We start from the raw sequence: 16,238 nt of genomic DNA on the forward strand, positions 1-16,238 counted from the left end.
CTAAGCTCTATTTATAGTGATTACACAGATTATGGATACTTCAATTTCTTTGCCTAAAACAGTTTATGCAATTCAACATCTTGCATTTGAAGATTTAGGTTCATTAGAAGATATTTTTTATCAACTCGGTTTCCGTTTTCGTTATTTTGAAGCGGGTGTGGATGATCTTAAACCCGCTTTAAATTATGAAGGTCTTACCATTATCCTTGGTGGACCAATTGGTGTTTATGAAACTGAAGACTACCCTTTTCTTATAGAAGAAATTGAAGGCCTTAAGCAACGCTTGAATGCGAATAAACCAACTATTGGTATTTGTTTAGGCGCACAATTGATCGCACATGCATTAGGTGCAAAAGTCTACGCAGGTCATCAAAAAGAAATTGGTTGGAGCCCATTAGAAATAAAAAATCTTGATCAAAACCCATTATCAGGATTAGAAAATATTCATGTCTTACACTGGCATGGTGATACTTTCGATTTACCATCACAAGCAACTTTACTCGCTAGCTCAGAAATTTATCCAAATCAGGCATTCGCCGTGAGAAATAATATTCTAGCTTTACAATTTCATCTTGAGATAAACCAACACAGTTTTGAGAAATGGCTCATTGGGCATACGTGTGAAATACGGCATGCAGGCTTATCAATTCCTCAGTTACGACAAGCTAATTTAGATTATGCTGAACAATTAGAAAGTAAATGCAGGGCAATTATTGAATTTTTTTTAGAAAAACTTGATGGTTGAATTCATGACTCGAAAACAGTATGTTTATGATAAATTTAGACATACTATTTGCCTAACTTAAATGAGTTATTTAAAAAATAGAATATTACACTTATTGAAATTTTATTACAGAAACAAACATTAAGACCAATAAGTAACGACAGTACTCGCAAGCTATTTTCTAAAAAAGCAATAAAATAACATTATTCATTTACACTCTTTTAGTTGGAATAAAAATATGATCAAGTTAATAAAAAGTTTTCACTCAATTAATACTTATTTATTCATGTCGACGGCTTTACTTATTTCAATGATTATTTATTTCTATCACATAAATCCATAATATAATAGAAAAACCCAATTTAAAATTGGGCTTTTCCATGTCTGAACTAAATTCTTCGAGCTAAAAAGAGTTCAAATTCACCTAAAGGTTATTTCTTCTCTACTTTAAAGCTATCTTTAAGATCAAGAATACGGTTAAACACTGGTTTTTCAGCTTGATGATCATGTTGATCTGCAACAAAATACCCCTCACGTTCAAATTGGAAACGATCTTCAGGCTTTGCCTGAGCTAAAGCAGGTTCAATCACAGCTTGCACAACTTTTAATGATTCAGGATTAAGATTTGCTAAGAAGTCATCATCTGCATCTGGCGCAGCTTCGGTAAATAAACGATCGTAAATACGAATTTCAGCAGGTATACCTTTCGTTGCAGAGACCCAATGAATAACCCCTTTGACTTTACGACCTTCAGGGTTTTTGCCTAATGTTTCAGGATCAATTGAACATTTAAGCTCAATTACTTCACCATTGGTATCCTTGATTACTTCATCACACTTGATCACATAAGCATGGCGTAAACGCACTTCGCCTTCTGGAATCAAACGTTTAAATCCTTTTGGTGCAACCTCTTCAAAGTCTTTACGATCAATATAGATTTCACGAGTTAAAGGGATAATTCGCTCACCCATATCTACGTTTGGATGGCGGGCATGCGTTAGATCTAACTCTTCAGCTAAATTCGTCAGAGTCACTTTAAGTGGATTTAGTACAGCCATTCCACGTGCTGCGGTATTTTCTAATGACTGACGAATACAGAATTCAAGCATTGCTACATCAACAATACCATCCGTTTTAGACACACCTACACGCTTACAGAAATCACGTAAACCTTCTGGAGTAAAACCACGACGACGCATACCAACAACAGTAGGCATACGTGGGTCGTCCCACCCATTCACATAACCACCCTCAACCAATTTACGTAGTTTACGTTTAGAGGTGATCGTATAATCCACATTTAGACGCGATGACTCATACTGACGAGGAACTGCATCAGAGTGAACTTTTTCGATAATCCAGTCATAGAATGGACGATGATCTTGGAACTCTAATGTACATAAAGAATGCGTAATTCCTTCGATAGCATCTGATAATGGATGAGCATAGTCATACATTGGATAAATTTTCCATTTATCCCCTGTTTGATGATGTTCTGAATGTAATACGCGATAAAGGATTGGATCACGCATATGTACATTCGGGCTTGCCATATCAATTTTGGCACGTAAAACCGCCTTGCCCTCGCCCAACTCACCATTACGCATTTGCTCAAAACGCGCCAGATTTTCTTCCACAGTCGCATTACGGTATGGTGAGTTTTTACCTGGCTCCACAAAGCTACCGCGATTCAACTTGATTTCTTCAGGTGTTTGCAAGTCCACATAGGCATCCCCCTGTTCAATTAATTGAACAGCCCACATGTAAAGTTGATCGAAATAACCAGAAGCATAGCGAGGCTCACCATTCCAGTTAAAACCTAACCACTTCACATCATTGGCAATACCATCAACATATTCTTGTTCTTCGGCATCTGGGTTTGTATCGTCAAAACGTAAATTACATAGACCATCAAATTCTTCGGCAATACCAAAGTTCAAACAAATTGCTTTGACATGACCAATATGCAGATAACCATTTGGCTCAGGCGGGAAACGAGTTACAACTTTTTGGGTACGACCTTCTTTTAAATCATCGGTAATCACCTGACGTACAAAGTCCAAGCCTGCCTGTTGTTCTTGCTGCGCGGCATCGACAGAGGCATGAGTATTCGGCGTCGGGGTCTTTGGCAGTTCTGAAACAACATCATTTGGCTTCATAGGGTGTAAATCACTTCTTACAGTTAAAAATGGGAAATAAAAACGCAATCTTTGCTATTTATGAAAGATTTTAACGTTTTTTACTTGCCTTGTAGTTTACAGTTTGCTTATGCTTCTCTCAACCAAAAACCCATGGTCACAAACCCATGTTTAGGAGATTAATGTAATGAGTTTTCCTCAAGTCGAATTAAATACCAACAAAGGTCGTATTGTTCTTGAGCTTAACGCTGAAAAAGCACCAAAAACGGTTGCAAATTTCTTAGAATATGTACGCGACGGTTTCTATGACGGCGTAATTTTCCACCGTGTGATTGATGGTTTTATGATCCAGGGCGGTGGCATGGACGAAAACTTCAAAGAAAAAGCAACTCGTGATTCAATCGAAAACGAAGCAGACAACGGTTTAAGCAATGATGAAGGCACAATTGCTATGGCACGTACGCAAGCTCCTCATTCTGCATCTGCTCAATTCTTTATCAACGTAAAAAATAACTCTTTCTTAAACCACACTGGTAAAACAGCACAAGGTTGGGGTTATGCAGTATTTGGTAAAGTTGTTGAAGGTATGGATGTTGTAGCTGCAATTAAAGGTGTCCGTACTGGTAACCGTGGTTATCATGCTGATGTTCCTTTAGAGAATGTAGTTATCGAATCTGCTAAAATTATCTCTGAATAATTTTATCCAACAGGATTCTTTGTGACTTATCTGTTTATTTCAGATTTACACTTGTCACCTGATCACCCTCGACTCGTTCGAGGGTTTTTGGCTTTATTAAAAGAATATAAAAATAAAAACACTCAACTCTATATTTTAGGTGATTGGTTTAATGCTTGGATTGGTGATGATTATAGTGCCCCATGGCTAGATGAAATTATTACAGCCTTACAAGAATTCACAGCTGCGAATAATCATGTTTATTTCCAAGTTGGAAATCGAGATTTTGTTTTGGGTAAGAAGTTTTTAGCACTATTTAATGCTACGCTTTTACCTGATGTTTATATTCTAGAAATTAATCATAGGAAGTTTCGCCTCGAACATGGCGATGCTTTATGTACCGATGATGTTGCTTATCAACGTTTTCGCAAAGTGATACGTAATCCAATCTTATTGGGCATTCTAAAACGCACACCTTTAAATTTTAGACAAAAACTTGCCAATGGTTTTCGTAAAAAAAGTAGTGAAACTAAACAACTAAAAAGTTATGACATTATGGATGTGAATCTACATGCCGTTGAAAATGCAATTTATCAAGTAGATTTCTTAATCCACGGTCATACCCATCGCCCTGAAATTCACGAAGTTATTAATAAAAAGCGTATTGTCCTTGGTGATTGGCGTGAAGATACGGCTTGGATACTTGAGATAAATGAACAAGAAAACTTTAAGTTAGATTTCAAAAAATGGTCATATTAATCGAGTAATTATGTAGAATATTTTTGACTAACTTATTCACCGTTCGTAAAACTTAAATCTCTATAAAAAATCACATTTAGCTACTTTCGATGTAATTAATATCAAGTAAAATCATTAAAATTTCTAATTGAGTGAAAGACGGATGGATGTTCTAGTTACTGCCAAAACACGCTATGCAACAAAGGCATATAATGCAGAGAAAAAAATTCCACAACAACAATTTGAAAAACTACTCGAAGTTCTGCGTTTTAGCCCTTCTTCAGTAAATATTCAGCCTTGGCACTTTTTAATTGCTGAAACCGATGAGGCGAAACAAAGAATTGCGAAGGCCCTAACTGGTAATTATATTTATAATTCAGCAAAAGTTTTAAATTCTTCGCATACTCTTGTATTTTGTACTCGTACTGATATCAGCGCTGAATACTTAGAACAATTACTACAACAAGATGAACTAAATGGTCGCTTCAAAGATGAAACCGCAAAACAAGGGCAACGAGATACTCGTAAAGGCTATGTTGAGTTTTATCGCAATGAACTTAAAAATCTCTCTGCTTGGATGGAGAATCAAACTTATCTTGCTCTTGGGCAACTACTATTCGCTGCAGGATTAGAAGGAATTGATGCAACCCCAATGGAAGGCTTTGATCGAGATACTATCAATCAAGAATTTGGATTAGCTGAAAAAGGTTTAAAGGCATCCGTTGTTGTTTCTCTAGGTTATCGTAGTGAAAATGACTTTAATGCAAAATTGCCTAAATCGCGACTGCCAGATCAAGTCGTATTCACTCGCTTATAATTTTAATTTAAGGGAGTTAAAGCTCCCTTAATTCATCATTGATTTAGCTAAACACAGCACTGCAAATATTCCAGTAAATAAACCAATCCATGTGTAAGTAGTTAGTTTTTCTTTAAAAAACACTACGCCACTAACTACACCTAACATGACGACAAGAATATTCATTCCAGCAAATACGATTGCAGGTGACTCTTTAAAAATCATATGTGCTTTTACATACAAGGCAATATTCGCGAAATTTACCCCACCAAGAAGTAGACCCATAAATATATTTTTAGGTTGCCAATTTGGTTGCGCAAATGCGAGATAGCCTATTGATAAAATAAATGCAGCTATAAATGTTAAATTTAATGTCAGTGCAAACTGCAGTCCTAAAGTACTGCTATATTTAAGCAATACATCAATTGCAGCATATCCAGCCCAAACACTTAACAGGAAAAGCGCTGATCTTACACTGGTGCCTTTAAGCGATTTCTCAGTCGCCTGTCCAAAAATAATAGCGAACACTGCGATTATTCCAACACCGACACCAATTAATTTTAACTGGCTAAATTGTTCTGAAAATATAAAGTAGGCCGCAAGTAAAGAAAGTACAACTGATAATCTTTGGGCTATTTCAGTTTTAAGAATTCCAGCAAATTGCAATGATTTAGCTAAGCATAAGAAAATGCTAGGGAGTAAAATAGCTAAAAGAAAAATAAGCCACCAAGGAGTATTCTGAATTGAGATATGCGTGATGTCAGTTTTAAACCAATAAAAACATAAGATGCTTGCACTCAAATAATTCCATGCGATCATTTGAAAGACATCAAACCCTTTTGTTTTTAAAAACTTTAATAAAATCGATACCAGTACACTGCAACACGCAGCAGCAAAAATCATTTCCATAATATTTATTCTGACTTTTTAAACACAAAAAAATGCCAGTCTGAAATTAGACTGGCATTTTCTTAACGATCATTATCAATTAACGATTATTTTCGTCTTCTTGACCATCTTCGAATTTAGTTTCGCTGTCGAAGCCACCTTGATGACCACCGAACCCACCTTGACTACCAAAGCCGCCTTGACCACCGAAGCCGCCTTGACCACCGAAGCCACCTTGACCGCCGAAGCCACCTTGACCGCCGAAGCCACCTTGACCACCGAAGCCACCTTGACCGCCGAAACCGCCACCTTGACCACCAAAGCCACCAGCAGCACCTTGACCACCGAAGCCACCAGTCGCACCTTGAGCTGGGAAGCCACCAGTACCTTGAGCACCAGCTGGACGAGGGTTACGCGCAGGAACAACTGTAGAAATAGCGTGTTTGTAAACCATTTGGCTTACAGTGTTCTTTAACAAAACAACATATTGATCAAAAGACTCAATATGCCCCTGCAATTTAATACCGTTCACAAGGAAAATAGAAACTGGAATACGTTCTTTACGGAGAGAATTTAAGAACGGATCTTGTAAAGTTTGACCTTTAGACATTTTTAACTCCAAAAAAAATTTTAAATCAGCGCAAAAAAACTATCTTTATTTTTCAACTAAAAATTATAAAAAGACAGCCTGCGAATTTTGCTTTATCCAAAGAAGTTTCGCAAGTCTTCTTTCGCCTGCTTTATCGTCACGTAAGTTTTAAAATCGTGTGTTTCTTGCAAAGAACGTAACCAAGTGTATTGACGTTTGGCAAGTTGCCGTGTCGCAAATAATGCTTTATTCTCCATTTCTACTTTATTTTTGAGACTTAGGTCACTTTTTAATAAAAAATCTAAAGCTTGACGATAACCCACAGACCGCATGGATGGTAAATTATCACTTAAATCGTATTTTTCAATTAATTCCTCTACTTCATTTAAAAATCCAATACTCCACATTTTGCTTAAACGTTGCTCAATACGTTGATGTAATTCTACCCGATCTGGCATCAATGCGTAATTATGAAATTTGTAACGATAGGGTTGATTTTTAGGCTGCTCTGCCTGTAGTTTTGTTATTGGTTCACCTGTAATTCGGTAAACTTCTAATGCCCTAATAATTCTTTGTTTATCTGAAACTTTGAACTTTTGTCCAGCAATTGGATCAACAGAAACCAATTCATCATAAACAGACTGCCAGCCTTCAAGATCAGCTTTAGCGAGAATTGCATCACGAATACTTTGATCCGCATTCGGTAGATTATCAGCTAATCCTTCAAGTAGTGATTTAAAATATAGCATTGTGCCGCCCACTAAAATTGGTGTTTTGCCACGCGAATGCATGTCATCAATTAATGGGCAAACATCTTCAACAAATTGTGCTGCTGAGTATACATCCAATGGCGTAATAATATCGATTAAGTGATGCGGGTATTGTTGTTGCTCTTCTTTTGTGGGTTTAGCAGTCCCAATATCCATATCTTTATAAACTAAAGCTGAATCCACAGAAATCAATTCGAAATTACCGCGTTCATAGAGTTCGCATGCCAATGCTGTTTTACCACTTGCGGTAGGCCCCATTAAATTGATGACGGGCAATTGATTTGACATGTAAAACTACTCTCCTCGAGCAAATAATTTATCTAATTGATGTAATGGAAATGCGCGCCAAGTTGGACGCCCATGATTACATTGACTGGCAAATTCAGTTTGTTCCATTTGGCGTAATAAAGCATTCATTTCAGAAAGACTGAGTTGTCGATGTGCTCTTACAGCCCCATGACACGCCATACCAGCAAGAAGCTCATCACGTTTTTGTAATAGGCCTCTGGCTTCATCATTCGGGTCAAGATCATTTAATAATTCTGGAATTAAATTACTAAAGTCAGCTTTATGCAAAATAGCAGGCACACCACGCACAATCACTTGATCATCGCCGTATTGATCAATTTCCAACCCCAAACGTTCTAATTGTGGCTGTAAATCTTCAACGCGAGTCGCTTGCATACGAGTAATGGAAACAACTTTAGGAATCAGCAGTTGTTGCGAAGTCCAAAATTCAGGTTTATCCCATGCTGACTTCATCTGCTGCAACAAGATACGTTCATGTGCCGCATGCATATCCACAATGATCAGGCCTTCAGTATTTTGCGCCAAAATATAGATGCCATGCAGTTGTGCGATTGCAATCCCCAAAGGAAACTCATCTACACGTGATGGACCAGGATTATTTCCATCTTCTGTTTCTTCACGTAAAGGCGCTAAATAGCTTTTGAGTGCATTATTTAACTGTGCAGAGCCATTATAACGTGCTTCTTGAGTTGTTGAATTGTACTGTACTGCCTGTGGGCGGCTTTGATTAAACTCAGTGAGTAAATCTGTCGCAACAACAACCTGCTGATTGGGTTGTCGTTCAGGCTCAGCTACTGCTCGATGTAAATTGAATTGTTCTTGGTATTTTGGCTGAGGCTGATAATTAAAATTTTCTGCCTCAGCTTCATCTGTTTTCATCGCTTGTGCTAAATCAGCAGTTGCGGTTTGAAATTGAGACAAGGTTGCTTTGGCATAATGCCGTACAAACTCATGTACTTCACGCTGGTTCAAAAAACGAATTTCATGTTTGGTTGGATGTACATTCACATCGATATTTTCAGGATCAACTTCTAAAAACAATAAATAAGAGGAATGTTGATGACCATGCAAAATTCCTTCATAGGCCATACGTAACGCATGCGAAATGGTTTTGTCTTTGACAATACGACCATTCACATACACATATTGCATGTCAGCCTGTGCTCGTGCGTCGGAAGGATGTCCTAACCAGCCTGACAAACGCATATTGATACTTTCAGCATCGATCCAATAGGCATTTTGAATAAACTGTTGACCTAACAACTGCTGGACACGCTGATAACGTAATTCACCACTATCAGCAATCGGCAAATTTAAACGAATATTATCATTATGTTCGAGTACAAAACGAATTTCAAAATGAGTCAAAGCCAAACGACGGACTATTTCTTCAATATGACCAAATTCTGTACTTGGTTTTTTTAAAAACTTTCGGCGCGCTGGCACATTGAAAAATAAATCTTGTACACGAATATGTGTACCTTTTTGTGCTGCAACAGCCTGTATTTGTTGATGATCAAATGCTGTTCCATTCACTTCAACCTGATAACCCACGCCTTGTTCATCTTGACTACTGGTCAACGTCAAACGTGATACTGCAGCAATCGAAGCTAATGCTTCTCCACGAAAGCCTAAACTAACAATTGCATGCAAGTCTTCCGATGTTTTAATTTTACTTGTCGCATGCCGCATCACCGCCAATGGTAAATCTTCAGGATGAATTCCATGGCCATTATCAATGATTTCAATCAGGGTCGAACCACCTTGCGCTACCCGAATAATAAGTTCGGTTGCGCCAGCATCGATTGCATTTTCTAATAATTCTTTAACAACTGATGATGGACGTTCAATCACCTCACCCGCAGCAATCTGGTTGGCTAAGGCAGCATCAAGGGTATGAATACGACGAGTTGAATCATGCGCCATTCAATTGTTCCTGCAAAGTTTGAGATAAAGATTCGGATTCAGTGGTTAGCGTGACAAAACGAGTTAACTCATCATCTGATTTTTGTATATCAATAACAACATCAGCCTGTGGAATTTCATCACCACCTTTTGATGGCCATTCAAATAAAAATAACCCATTTGGTGTTTCAAGATAATCTCTAATACCCATTAACTCTAATTCATATGGATCATCTAATCGGTATAAATCAAAATGGAAAACTTCTTGACCATTGATGGTGTAAGGCTCAACCAATGTATATGTCGGGCTTTTTACTGAGCCTTGATGCCCCAAACTCTGAAGAAAGTAGCGTGTGAAAGTCGTTTTACCAGCACCAAGATCACCAATCAAATAAATAATGCCTGAACGAATCTGCTGAGATAAGACTTGTGCAAAACGTTGAGTGTCTTGTTCATGATTTAGGGTAAATTTCACTGAATACGACATGGCAAATAAAACAAAATTGGGATGGCAGCTATGATAACATTGCCCTGCTTTAAAGCCTAACTTGTTAATTAATAGCCCTATCAATTAATATACATTTAACATGCAACCTATTTTTAAAAGAGGAACTCATGACACCTAAAACTGTTTCAACAAAAGAAGAACTCAAGTCAGCTAAAGAACAAGGTATTACAGAGATCATTGTTACTGGCAAACTTGCTAATGACCTCAAAAAATCAAAGAAAATTGCCCTTGCTGGTACTGTAACAATTGGGATATTAACAGCAGCATTAGCTGCGACACCATTTACAGGTGGTATAACTGCTTTTGCTGCTGCACCAGTAGCGGCACTAACAGGAGTTGAAATTGTAGCTATTATTGCAGCTGCTTCAATTGGGCTTGCTCTCATTATTGCTGTTTACAAAGAATATGATGAGGTTTCCTATGAAAATGGAAAGTTAGTCCTCCGAAAGAAACAGAAAAATTAGTGCAACATTGTATTGAAGATGAAACTTAACAACAAAAATTTCTCCCCGCCTCTCATCAATGCTGTTAGTGCCAGTAAAGTCTTTTTACCTCAAAATATTTCGGCACCTACCATTTTTGAATATCTTTGCCAACACTTCTCGCATATTCAAGCCAGTGAATGGCAGCAGCGCTTTGCTGATCAGTTAATTTATGCGGCTGATGGTGACATCTTAAGCATAGAAAGTCACTATACGCCCAATAGCCATATTTTTTATTATCGTTTCTTAGCTCAAGAAACTCATGTGCCTTTTCAGCATGAGATTTTATACGAAAATGAACATTTACTCGTGGTTGATAAACCCCACTTTCTTACTATGACCCCAACTGGACAATATGTTCAGGAAACATTATTAGTACGTTTAAAAAAGCAAACTGGATATGAGGATCTGACCCCGATTCATCGACTGGATCGGGAAACGGCAGGCGTGGTTTTATTCAGCAAGAAACCTGAATCGCGCGGAATCTACCAACAACTTTTTGCAGATCGAAAAGTGCAAAAAATCTATCACGCGATTGCAGCTTATCGAGCTGAATTACATTTTCCACAAATATTACAGCTCCATTTAGAAAAAGGTCAGCCGTTTTACACGATGCAAATTAATTCTGAAAAACCTCAGAATTCTGAAACTTTGATAGCGCTTTTAGAACACAATCAACATTACGCAAAATATCAGCTTAAACCCAAGACGGGTAAACAACATCAATTGCGTGTGCACCTTAATTACTTAGGCATTCCAATTTTAAATGATCCGTTTTATCCAGTTGTCGCACATAAAGCCGATGATGACTTTGAACAACCGCTCCAGTTGTTAGCAAAAGAGATTTATTTTATCGATCCCGTTTTAAATCAAGAAATGCATTTCAATTCTAAATTTGAATTGATATTGTAAATACAATGTAATGACAAAATTGCTATTTTTTCACTTCAGAAATATTGAAATTACATTGCAATGGTTTAGAATACATGACGATAATTAAAAATATTTGGTCGTATTCTGTATGCGAAAAACAGAAGTTTATCAAGTTCGCCTTGATTCACAGGAAAAGAAACAAGCTTTTGCTGTTTTTAAGCAGCTAGGTATATCCCCTGCTCAAGCTGTTCGTCTTTTCTTTAAACAAGTTGTGTTGACGAAATCAATTCCTTTTGCGATTGAAAATCAAAACATTAATATGGAACAGTTGCTCAAGCTCCGTAAATCCAAAAATGCAGCAATAAATAATCCTTCAACTGCTATAGATTTGGACGTTGAAGACGATCATGAAGATCTATTTGAAGAATTGAATGCACTGTTAGGTGAAAGTGACAAAACTTAACAATGTTGCATTTATAAACAAGTTTTTATTTTTTAAGCTTAAATTTTTTCGTTATTCTGATAGTCCAAATAAAATTATAAATGCAAGGATGGACAGGAATGATTGTTAAACGAGCAACAAAAGAAGATCTTCACCAACTTGCTGTCTTGTTTGATGAATACCGTCAATTCTATGGTACATCATCCAATATTGAACAATCCTATCGATTTCTAAAACATCGTTTCGAAAATAAAGATAGTGTCATTTTCATTCACGTTAAAGATGATGTGCTCACAGGCTTTGTTTTACTGTACCTTGCTTTTTCATCTGTTTCTTGCGAAACCTATTATATTTTAGATGATGTTTATGTAACCCCATCTTATCGAAAACAAGGATCGGCTAAGCAATTAATTGACACCGCAATCCTTTTTGCTCGCCATGAAAATGCACAAAGAATTAGTCTCGAAACACAAAAAAATAATTATGAGTCTCGCCGTCTTTATGAACAAATGGGATTTATTCAAGATGATGAATTCAAGACCTTTCACTGTTTTTTAAAATAGTTACTCGATATCTAAAGCAATATTTTGACTCAATTGTTTTTGCGAAGATGTAAGATAAATCCATTCACCTTCTGGTAATTCAGGAAGCTCAAGTAATCCTATTTGTTGGCGATGTAAAAGCTCAACTTTATTTCCGACTGCGGCAAGCATACGTTTAACTTGATGGTAGACACCTTGATGAATTGTCATTGCCAATTGATGTGTGGAAAATAGTTGAAGATTGGTTGCGGCATAAATACCTTTTTCATTCCTTAGCTCAACTCCCTGTTCTAAAGCTATTAATTGCTCAGCTGAAATCGGATCGGCAGTCGTTACATGATAAACTTTTGGCACATGCTTACGCGGATTGGTTAAGGCTTGTAAATATTGACCATCATCAGTCAATAACAATAATCCTGTGGTATCTTGGTCTAGTCTTCCCACGCATTGAATACCCCGATGGATCAAAATTTCAGGCAGTAGGCTAAATACACTTTTATGATGCGTTGCCTGATGTGAACATTCATAGCCCTTCGGTTTATTTAAAACAATGTAGAGATGTTCTCGATATTGGTATTCTTCGCCAAATACTTGAAAACAAAGCTGATCCGTATTTATATTCTGTTTAGGGTTTTCACAAACTTGTCCTTCAATCTGCACAGAACCATTTTTAATTATCTGTTGGCAATACTTTCTTGAACCAAAGCCTTGCGATTGCAAAATTTTTTCCAACAGCATAACTATATCCTCATCTCAAACTCAGTCTATTGTACTCGATTCAGCTAGGCATCGTTGCTTACAGCTTACTCATTCTTATTTTTTATAATTTATTCACAATCTGTTCATTTGTAATAGAACATATACAAAACTCTTGCCAAACTCTCTCAATCATCCTATTGCGCTCCATATTTCCACTTAAAAGTCCTGTTACATTTGTCTCAAGCAAAAGAATACTGTCCAAAAGAATGGATAAGGAGTTTCACCATGAAATCGAATATGTGGTTATGTAGCGTCATCTTAGCAACCTCATCAATGATGACTGTTGCACATGCAGATAATACAGCACGTGTTGCAGCAACTTCAGCACTTGGTAGTATTGTTGGTACAGCAGTTGGTAAACAACTTGGCGGTAATACAGGTGCTATGATTGGTTCCGCAATTGGTGGTGCTGGTGGTGCAGCAGCATCAAGCAATAAACGTGATCGCACTGAAGCCGCCATTGGTGGTGGACTAGGTGGTGTTGGTGGTTACACCGTTGGACGTAATGTCGGTGGAACGAGTGGCGGCTATATTGGTGCTGGTTTGGGTGCAGCAGGTGGTGCGGCTTTAGGTCAAAAAGTTGGTCAAGATCGTGAAGAAGACCGCCGCTACGAAAATCGTCGTTCTTACGACGAGCGCCGTTACGACAACCGTCGTTCTTATGATGATCGTAGATACTATAAATCTCGTCATCATTACCGTCATGATAATGGCTATCACCGTGGTTGATATAAAGATTAATCATCAAATCCTAACACTTTCTCTTTTGGCGTCTTCGGGCGCTTTTTTTATTTTATCCAATGCGCAACAAATATCGACAATATTCGATATACAAAACCAAACTTATATCGTATTATTTCGATATATGATTTTGAGAGTTAAAAAATGAAGTCACTACAAGAAATCAAATTTTCAATTTTGGAGTTAGCTCCTGTCAGAGACGATAAAAGTATTGAATTTTCACTTCGTCATGCACTAGAAGTTGCTCAACACGCTGAAAAGCTTGGTTATGAACGTTTCTGGTTAGCTGAACATCACAATATGGATGGAATTGCGAGTTCCGCAACGGCAGTTTTACTAGGATTCATCGCAGCAAATACACACAAAATTCGCTTAGGTTCTGGTGGCATCATGTTACCTAATCATGCACCATTAGTTGTTGCAGAACAATTCGGGACTTTAGCAACACTTTATCCAAATCGTTTTGAACTTGGTTTGGGGCGTGCTCCAGGAACTGATCAAATGACGATGCGTGCATTACGACGCGGGCGTCAAGAAACTGAAGATCAATTTCCTCAGGATGTAATGGAAATTTTGCAATATTTTAAAGAGCCACAACCCAACCAAAAAATTATTGCCACCCCAGGTCAAGGCACTCATGTACCTGTCTGGTTGCTAGGTTCAAGTCTGTTTAGCGCACAGCTTGCTGCAAAGTTGGGACTTCCCTATTCTTTTGCATCACATTTCGCTCCACGCATGTTAGGTCAAGCAATCGAAATTTACCGTGAGAATTTTCAAGCATCTGAATATCTTGATAAACCTTATGTGTCAATGGGCGTACCAACAGTCGTTGCGGCAACTGATGAAGAAGCACAATATTTAGCTACCAGTTCTTATCAGCGTATTTTAAACCTGATTCGGGGGCACAGTCTAAAACTCAAACCGCCAACTGAATCAATACAAGGTCTGGCAAGCAGCGCTGAGCAACTCGCCATCCAGAATTTCTATGCAATGGCTCAAATTGGTTCACAGGAAACTGTCAAAACAGGACTGGAAAAAATTGCCGCGCAATATGATGTAGATGAGTTTATCTTCACCTGTGATATTTACGATACACAAAAACGTCTGGAAAACTTTAGCTTGCTCATGGAGCTAAAAAACCAGTAGGCAATCCTATTTTCGAATAAGCATTGCCTCGTTCCGCAATGCTTATTTCACCACGCCCATGTATTTATTGATAGGAGGTGTTTTTCTTGCCGTAACGTAGATACTTTCCTTGAGGTTTATAGTTTTTATCCAGCAACATAATATCAATATTATTCTTCAAGCTTTTGTCTGTACGGATGTCATCAAGTGTCTCATCCGAGCTTTCATGGTTTTTACAGTCAAAATCGACCTGAATGGCATCAAGCAGTGCTTTAGAGGTTCCCAATCTTATTTCTTCAAAATAAAAAAGCGTAGCCCATCCTCTACGCTTCTCATTTAAAGATACTATTTAGCCAATACGACGTTTTAAACCAGTCAACTGTAAAATACGCGTTGAAATTTCTTCAATCGACATTTCAGTGACGTTCAAATACTTAATACCTTCAGAAATATAAATACCCTCTATGGCACGTAATTCCATTTGGCACTGACTAAAACTTGCATAACGACTATTGGCTTTTCGTTCGCTACGAATAGCGACCAATCGCTCAGCATCAATCATTAGACCAAAGAGCTTATTTTTATGTGCTCGTAGCACAGCAGGTAGACGATTATCATCTAAATCTTCTTCAGTTAAAGGATAGTTCGCAACACGAATTCCAAACTGTAATGATAAATAAATCGAGGTTGGTGTTTTCCCAGATCGAGAAACGCCAACTAAAATCAAGTCAGCTTTATCATAATGACGAGTTCGAGCACCATCATCATTGTCTAATGCAAAATGTACTGCATCAATACGAGCCTTATAAGATTCAGAATCTGTTACAGCATGGGTCTGTCCAACTAAAGTTGTCGGTGGTGTCCCCAACTCTTGCTCAAGTTTACTAATCAATCCCTCGAAAACATCCAAATTTACGGCTTTAGCTGTATTAATAATTTCACGGACATGTGGGTCTACCAATGTGTCAAAAACAAGTGGTAAACATCCATCTCTTGATTGGCATCCATTGATGTCAACCACCACATTCATTGCAGCTTCTTCAGTGGTAATATAAGGCATAATATGAATATCAAAATCGACATTCGGAAATTGCGCAAGTAGTGAATGTCCAAGGGTTTCTGCGGTAATTGCAGTACCATCCGAAATAAAAAATACACTCCGTTTAATTTGTTTACTTTCGGGCATCAAAATTCTCCTTAAACATTTGTCTTAGTGCTCTATAATCTTTATAG

19 protein-coding genes are annotated in these 16,238 nt (G+C 37.7%); 10 read left to right on the forward strand and 9 right to left on the reverse strand.

What is annotated here, in order from left to right:
- Positions 1-31: 31 nt before the first annotated feature.
- Positions 32-745 carry a glutamine amidotransferase gene (locus F908_RS09360; RefSeq protein WP_005160885.1) on the forward strand — a complete coding sequence of 238 codons (714 nt, stop codon included), beginning with the start codon at positions 32-34 and terminating at the stop codon, positions 743-745.
- A gap of 410 nt (positions 746-1,155) precedes the next feature.
- Here the strand turns inward: F908_RS09360 and F908_RS09365 are convergent, their stop codons facing one another.
- Complete coding sequence (locus F908_RS09365) at positions 1,156-2,883, reverse strand: glutamine--tRNA ligase/YqeY domain fusion protein (protein WP_005160889.1); 1,728 nt, start codon at positions 2,881-2,883, stop codon at positions 1,156-1,158.
- A gap of 166 nt (positions 2,884-3,049) precedes the next feature.
- Between F908_RS09365 and F908_RS09370 the strand changes: the two genes are divergently transcribed.
- The 3 genes from F908_RS09370 to F908_RS09380 all read left to right on the forward strand — a co-directional run bounded on the left by F908_RS09370 (position 3,050) and on the right by F908_RS09380 (position 5,093).
- Positions 3,050-3,559, forward strand: a complete 510-nt coding sequence (locus tag F908_RS09370) for a peptidylprolyl isomerase (protein ID WP_004638567.1) — start codon at positions 3,050-3,052, stop codon at positions 3,557-3,559.
- Positions 3,560-3,580: 21 nt separating this feature from the next.
- Positions 3,581-4,297, forward strand: coding sequence for a UDP-2,3-diacylglucosamine diphosphatase (locus F908_RS09375; protein ID WP_005160893.1), 717 nt, complete (start codon positions 3,581-3,583; stop codon positions 4,295-4,297).
- 142 nt (positions 4,298-4,439) lie between these two features.
- Positions 4,440-5,093: an oxygen-insensitive NAD(P)H nitroreductase gene (locus tag F908_RS09380; protein ID WP_004962856.1), complete on the forward strand. Its 654-nt coding sequence runs from the start codon at positions 4,440-4,442 to the stop codon at positions 5,091-5,093.
- A gap of 27 nt (positions 5,094-5,120) precedes the next feature.
- Here F908_RS09380 and F908_RS09385 read toward each other — a convergent pair whose 3' ends face one another.
- The 5 genes from F908_RS09385 to tsaE all read right to left on the reverse strand — a co-directional run bounded on the left by F908_RS09385 (position 5,121) and on the right by tsaE (position 10,020).
- Positions 5,121-5,981, reverse strand: coding sequence for a DMT family transporter (locus F908_RS09385; protein ID WP_005160896.1), 861 nt, complete (start codon positions 5,979-5,981; stop codon positions 5,121-5,123).
- Between the two features lie 79 nt (positions 5,982-6,060).
- On the reverse strand, positions 6,061-6,570 hold the full coding sequence (gene hfq, locus F908_RS09390) for an RNA chaperone Hfq (protein WP_005160898.1): 510 nt from the start codon (positions 6,568-6,570) through the stop codon (positions 6,061-6,063).
- A 92-nt stretch (positions 6,571-6,662) separates the two neighbouring features.
- Entirely contained in the window at positions 6,663-7,607 is a 945-nt protein-coding gene (gene miaA, locus F908_RS09395) for a tRNA (adenosine(37)-N6)-dimethylallyltransferase MiaA (RefSeq protein ID WP_005160900.1), read from the reverse strand.
- 6 nt (positions 7,608-7,613) lie between these two features.
- Positions 7,614-9,554, reverse strand: a complete 1,941-nt coding sequence (gene mutL / locus F908_RS09400) for a DNA mismatch repair endonuclease MutL (RefSeq protein WP_005160903.1) — start codon at positions 9,552-9,554, stop codon at positions 7,614-7,616.
- On the reverse strand, positions 9,544-10,020 hold the full coding sequence (gene tsaE, locus F908_RS09405; RefSeq protein WP_005160906.1) for a tRNA (adenosine(37)-N6)-threonylcarbamoyltransferase complex ATPase subunit type 1 TsaE: 477 nt from the start codon (positions 10,018-10,020) through the stop codon (positions 9,544-9,546). The genes mutL and tsaE overlap by 11 nt, the downstream gene beginning before the upstream one ends.
- Before the next feature lie 128 nt (positions 10,021-10,148).
- Here tsaE and F908_RS09410 point away from each other — a divergent pair, with 128 nt between their 5' ends.
- The 4 genes from F908_RS09410 to F908_RS09425 all read left to right on the forward strand — a co-directional run bounded on the left by F908_RS09410 (position 10,149) and on the right by F908_RS09425 (position 12,401).
- Positions 10,149-10,505 carry a hypothetical protein gene (locus F908_RS09410; protein WP_005160908.1) on the forward strand — a complete coding sequence of 119 codons (357 nt, stop codon included), beginning with the start codon at positions 10,149-10,151 and terminating at the stop codon, positions 10,503-10,505.
- Between the two features lie 18 nt (positions 10,506-10,523).
- Entirely contained in the window at positions 10,524-11,435 is a 912-nt protein-coding gene (locus F908_RS09415) for a pseudouridine synthase (RefSeq protein WP_005160913.1), read from the forward strand.
- Positions 11,436-11,544: 109 nt separating this feature from the next.
- A complete protein-coding gene (locus F908_RS09420) occupies positions 11,545-11,859 on the forward strand; it encodes a type II toxin-antitoxin system RelB/DinJ family antitoxin (protein ID WP_005160916.1) in 315 nt (104 codons plus the stop codon).
- A gap of 98 nt (positions 11,860-11,957) precedes the next feature.
- Positions 11,958-12,401 (forward strand): GNAT family N-acetyltransferase, encoded by a 444-nt coding sequence (locus F908_RS09425; RefSeq protein WP_005160920.1) that lies wholly within the window; start codon positions 11,958-11,960, stop codon positions 12,399-12,401.
- Here F908_RS09425 and F908_RS09430 read toward each other — a convergent pair whose 3' ends face one another.
- Positions 12,402-13,118, reverse strand: coding sequence for a pseudouridine synthase (locus tag F908_RS09430; RefSeq protein ID WP_005160922.1), 717 nt, complete (start codon positions 13,116-13,118; stop codon positions 12,402-12,404). It abuts the gene before it with no gap.
- Between the two features lie 246 nt (positions 13,119-13,364).
- Here F908_RS09430 and F908_RS09435 point away from each other — a divergent pair, with 246 nt between their 5' ends.
- A complete protein-coding gene (locus F908_RS09435) occupies positions 13,365-13,868 on the forward strand; it encodes a glycine zipper domain-containing protein (protein WP_005160925.1) in 504 nt (167 codons plus the stop codon).
- 156 nt (positions 13,869-14,024) lie between these two features.
- Positions 14,025-15,026, forward strand: a complete 1,002-nt coding sequence (locus F908_RS09440; protein WP_005160926.1) for an LLM class flavin-dependent oxidoreductase — start codon at positions 14,025-14,027, stop codon at positions 15,024-15,026.
- Positions 15,027-15,090: 64 nt separating this feature from the next.
- On the opposite strand, the gene F908_RS09445 is transcribed toward F908_RS09440, so the two are convergent.
- Both F908_RS09445 and F908_RS09450 read right to left on the reverse strand, forming a co-directional pair.
- Complete coding sequence (locus tag F908_RS09445; protein WP_034602717.1) at positions 15,091-15,291, reverse strand: hypothetical protein; 201 nt, start codon at positions 15,289-15,291, stop codon at positions 15,091-15,093.
- A gap of 63 nt (positions 15,292-15,354) precedes the next feature.
- On the reverse strand, positions 15,355-16,191 hold the full coding sequence (locus F908_RS09450; RefSeq protein WP_004661375.1) for a posphoenolpyruvate synthetase regulatory kinase/phosphorylase PpsR: 837 nt from the start codon (positions 16,189-16,191) through the stop codon (positions 15,355-15,357).
- Between the last annotated feature and the right edge of the window lie 47 nt (positions 16,192-16,238).

The organism is Acinetobacter sp. NIPH 284, from assembly GCF_000369425.1.
Lineage (GTDB): Bacteria > Pseudomonadota > Gammaproteobacteria > Pseudomonadales > Moraxellaceae > Acinetobacter.

Coding starts and splice junctions, on each gene's coding strand:
- F908_RS09360 (WP_005160885.1), top strand. CDS start 32: ATGGATACTTCAATTTCTTTGCCTAAAACAGTTTATGCAATTCAACAT.
- F908_RS09365 (WP_005160889.1), bottom strand. CDS start 2,883: ATGAAGCCAAATGATGTTGTTTCAGAACTGCCAAAGACCCCGACGCCG.
- F908_RS09370 (WP_004638567.1), top strand. CDS start 3,050: ATGAGTTTTCCTCAAGTCGAATTAAATACCAACAAAGGTCGTATTGTT.
- F908_RS09380 (WP_004962856.1), top strand. CDS start 4,440: ATGGATGTTCTAGTTACTGCCAAAACACGCTATGCAACAAAGGCATAT.
- F908_RS09385 (WP_005160896.1), bottom strand. CDS start 5,981: ATGGAAATGATTTTTGCTGCTGCGTGTTGCAGTGTACTGGTATCGATT.
- hfq (WP_005160898.1), bottom strand. CDS start 6,570: ATGTCTAAAGGTCAAACTTTACAAGATCCGTTCTTAAATTCTCTCCGT.
- miaA (WP_005160900.1), bottom strand. CDS start 7,607: ATGTCAAATCAATTGCCCGTCATCAATTTAATGGGGCCTACCGCAAGT.
- mutL (WP_005160903.1), bottom strand. CDS start 9,554: ATGGCGCATGATTCAACTCGTCGTATTCATACCCTTGATGCTGCCTTA.
- tsaE (WP_005160906.1), bottom strand. CDS start 10,020: ATGTCGTATTCAGTGAAATTTACCCTAAATCATGAACAAGACACTCAA.
- F908_RS09410 (WP_005160908.1), top strand. CDS start 10,149: ATGACACCTAAAACTGTTTCAACAAAAGAAGAACTCAAGTCAGCTAAA.
- F908_RS09415 (WP_005160913.1), top strand. CDS start 10,524: ATGAAACTTAACAACAAAAATTTCTCCCCGCCTCTCATCAATGCTGTT.
- F908_RS09420 (WP_005160916.1), top strand. CDS start 11,545: ATGCGAAAAACAGAAGTTTATCAAGTTCGCCTTGATTCACAGGAAAAG.
- F908_RS09425 (WP_005160920.1), top strand. CDS start 11,958: ATGATTGTTAAACGAGCAACAAAAGAAGATCTTCACCAACTTGCTGTC.
- F908_RS09430 (WP_005160922.1), bottom strand. CDS start 13,118: ATGCTGTTGGAAAAAATTTTGCAATCGCAAGGCTTTGGTTCAAGAAAG.
- F908_RS09435 (WP_005160925.1), top strand. CDS start 13,365: ATGAAATCGAATATGTGGTTATGTAGCGTCATCTTAGCAACCTCATCA.
- F908_RS09440 (WP_005160926.1), top strand. CDS start 14,025: ATGAAGTCACTACAAGAAATCAAATTTTCAATTTTGGAGTTAGCTCCT.
- F908_RS09450 (WP_004661375.1), bottom strand. CDS start 16,191: ATGCCCGAAAGTAAACAAATTAAACGGAGTGTATTTTTTATTTCGGAT.